4 protein-coding genes and 1 pseudogene are annotated in these 3,106 nt (G+C 51.9%); 3 read left to right on the top strand and 2 right to left on the bottom strand.

All coding sequences use genetic code 11. The features are described from left to right. Positions 1-672: pseudogene (gene ackA / locus BBW68_RS12130) on the bottom strand (acetate kinase); the annotation flags it as partial. A gap of 324 nt (positions 673-996) precedes the next feature. Here ackA and yfbV point away from each other — a divergent pair. From yfbV to BBW68_RS12115, 3 genes are all read left to right on the top strand, one after another. Next, positions 997-1,449: a terminus macrodomain insulation protein YfbV gene (gene yfbV, locus BBW68_RS12125; protein WP_070135566.1), complete on the top strand. Its 453-nt coding sequence runs from the start codon at positions 997-999 to the stop codon at positions 1,447-1,449. Positions 1,450-1,616: 167 nt separating this feature from the next. After that, on the top strand, positions 1,617-2,111 hold the full coding sequence (locus BBW68_RS12120; RefSeq protein WP_070135565.1) for a YfbU family protein: 495 nt from the start codon (positions 1,617-1,619) through the stop codon (positions 2,109-2,111). 13 nt (positions 2,112-2,124) lie between these two features. Beyond that, positions 2,125-2,784 (top strand): sugar phosphatase, encoded by a 660-nt coding sequence (locus tag BBW68_RS12115; RefSeq protein WP_070135564.1) that lies wholly within the window; start codon positions 2,125-2,127, stop codon positions 2,782-2,784. Positions 2,785-2,877: 93 nt separating this feature from the next. Here the strand turns inward: BBW68_RS12115 and BBW68_RS12110 are convergent. Further along, the coding region (locus BBW68_RS12110) for a YfbR-like 5'-deoxynucleotidase (protein WP_276325391.1) at positions 2,878-3,106 on the bottom strand (229 nt) is incomplete at its 5' end.

Here is a 3,106-nt window from a genome sequence, read left to right as displayed (position 1 = left end):
CTCGCCGTTACGGATAGCGGATACGGAACCGCCGTTACCTAGGTGACAGGTGATAATGTTCAGCTCGGACACCGGCTTGTTCAGCACTTTGGCTGCTTCCTGCGTCACGTAGAAGTGGCTGGTGCCGTGTGCGCCATGGCGACGTACGCCGTGCTCTTTGTATAGTTTGTACGGCAGGGCGTAGAGATAAGACTCTTCCGGCATTGTCTGATGGAATGCGGTGTCGAAAACAGCTACATTTTTATCTGACAGGTGCGGGAAGTTTTTCAGCGCTTCGTCAATGCCGATCAGATGCGTCGGGTTGTGCAGCGGTGCAAAAGAAGAAGCGTCTTTGATACCCTGGATGACGGATTCGTCAATCACTACGGACTGCGTTAACTTCTCGCCACCGTGAACGATGCGATGACCGATAGCAACGATTTGTGCCGACAGTTCTGGTTTTTGTGCCAGAATAGTTTTAACCATGAAGCTCAGTGCTTCGCTGTGCGCTGCGCCTGCACCCAGAGCCGCTTCTTGTTTAGCGCCTTCCAATTTCCACTTAATGTGGGCTTCCGGCAGGTGGAAACATTCAGCTAAACCTGATATGTATTCGTTGCCGTTTGCTGGGTCGATAATGGCAAACTTCAGGGAAGAACTACCGCAGTTCAGAACCAGTACTAACTTACTCGACATGGAAGGTCCTATTTATTAAAAATGGCGAAATAAAAGTCAAACAGACTATCAGCGTAGAGCATGAAAGCTGGTACATTAATGATGAATATCATGCTGCCGGAAAGTTTTGTCCGAAAGCAAAAAATGGAAACTTTACGATATTTTTAATTTTATGCGCTTTTACATGGTCTGACCCAATTTGAGCAGGATTTCTCGCTGTCCAAGGCCTAAAATGCGCACAGGATAACCAGTATCACCCTTAAAGACAAAATATTTTGAATGATGTTGGGTAAAGTTGGTGAGTTGTAATTTTTTTAATATTTATTTCTGAAGTTGAGGTTAGCCATGGCTAATGAATCCGGCAGTGTCGGTTGGTTTAAGCTGTTCCAGCATGGTCAGCACTACATGAAGACATGGCCTGTCGATAAACGCCTTGCGCCTATGTTTCCAGAAAATCGCGTCACGCATGCAACACGATTTGCGATACGCATTATGCCGCCCGTGGCTGTTTTCAGCCTCACTTGGCAGATTGCCCTTGGCGGGCAACTGGGTCTGACCGTCGCCAGCGCGCTATTCGCCTGCAGCTTGCCGATGCAGGGTCTGTGGTGGCTGGGTAAGCGCTCGGTAACGCCATTACCGCCTTCTTTATTAGGTTGGTTCCACGACGTGCGTGAAAAGTTGCAGGCCGCGGATCAGGCCATTGCTCCGGTGGAAGGAAAGCCCACCTATCAGTCACTGGCTGATGTGCTGAAGCGCGCCTTCAAGCAGCTGGATAAAACCTTCCTCGACGACCTTTAATCGCGTCTGCGAGGTTTCGAGACGATCTTACCGGAAACCTGCGCTGCGTCAAATAGACCTCTCGCCGCGCTGTGAGATCCTCCTGCCACTTGAATGCTATATTTAGAGTGCAAGAGGGAAACAGAAACAAAACTATTTAATATTTCCCCGTGGCGGAGGAGCCCCAAATGGACATGACCCATGACCAGCGTTTAATTTTTGCCAATCAGTACCAGATGATGGCTATGCCCGACCCGGATAACGCCGTGCGTTATCGGTGCCATCAGACCATTATCGAACGCGGCTTTGGCCTGCAGATGCGCGAGCTGGATAACTATTTTAGCCAGCTACCGGAAGCGGAGTGTCGCACGTTGATCGCGATGGTGGAGATGTATCACGCCCTGTATATCTCCTGGACTAATTTGAAAGAACCGCAGGGTGTCGAGCAGTGCCGTCTAGTATTCCTTGGCTTTGATGCCGCTTCTGAAGTGCGATATCTTGGCTATGTGCGCTTTCTGGTGGAGGTTGAAGGGCGCCACACCCACTTTGATGCGGGCAGCCACGCGTTTAATACGCAGGTACCGATGTGGGGAAAATACCAACGCATGCTCGAGCTGTGGCACAATTATCCCCGGCAATATTATCTGAGTGCGAACAAGATCGCGCAAGTTATCAACGCCTGAGAAGGAAGATGCGGTGAAGTGTAAAGGTTTTCTGTTTGATCTGGATGGCACGTTAGTTGACTCCCTCGCGGTGGTTGAACGTGCCTGGAAAAACTGGGGTAAGCGCCACGGGATCGCTCCTGAAGAAGTGCTGGGCTTCATCCACGGTAAGCAGGCAATTACCTCACTGCGCCACTTTATGAGCGGAGCTTCAGCGAAGGAGATTCAGCAGGAATTTATTGCGTTGGAAAAGCTGGAAGCTGAAGATATTGACAGCGTTGTTGCCCTGCCCAGTGCCGTTGAGCTGTTAAGCCAGCTGGACGAGCTGGAGATCTCTTGGGCGATCGTCACTTCGGGTTCGCTACCGGTTGCCAGCGCACGCCATGCGGCGGCAGGTTTACCGGCTCCGGCGGCATTTGTCACCGCCGAGTGCGTTGAACGTGGCAAGCCGGAGCCGGATGCCTATCTGCTTGGCGCCCAGCTGCTCGACCTAGAACCGGAAGAGTGCGTGGTGGTGGAAGATGCCGCCGCGGGGATCCTCTCCGGTCTGGCTTCCGGCAGTCATGTGATCGCGGTTAACGCACCAGCAGATTCGCCACGGCTGGAAGATGTCGATATGGTGCTCAGCTCGCTGGAAGAGTTGATCATCAGCAAGAACCCGGACGGCAGCGTCAACGTACACCGCAAACACTAAGGTGCATGAGGGGCGTGGTTCGCCACGCCCTGCTGCTTAGAGTGAATTCTGGCTAATCTCATCCAGCGACAGGCTAAAGCTCGGAACCAATATCTAAACAAAGTAGCCCATCTCCGTGCTGTGGCGCTGCGCCAGCGTCTTTTCCAGCCGCGCTTTGGCCAGCAGAAACTCATTATTACCTGCTGAGAGCTCTTCCAGATACTTCAGATAAGCACAAAGTGCGTCGGCCTGTTTCACCACAGCCCTTTCCGCTGCGCTATTCTGATGCTCGTTAATCAGCAGGGCATAGGCCGATCGCAGCTCTTTGTAGTGGTCAACTAAT

The organism is Candidatus Erwinia dacicola (assembly GCF_001756855.1).
Lineage (GTDB): Bacteria > Pseudomonadota > Gammaproteobacteria > Enterobacterales > Enterobacteriaceae > Erwinia > Erwinia dacicola.
This window is presented reverse-complemented; position numbering and strand designations above follow the sequence as displayed.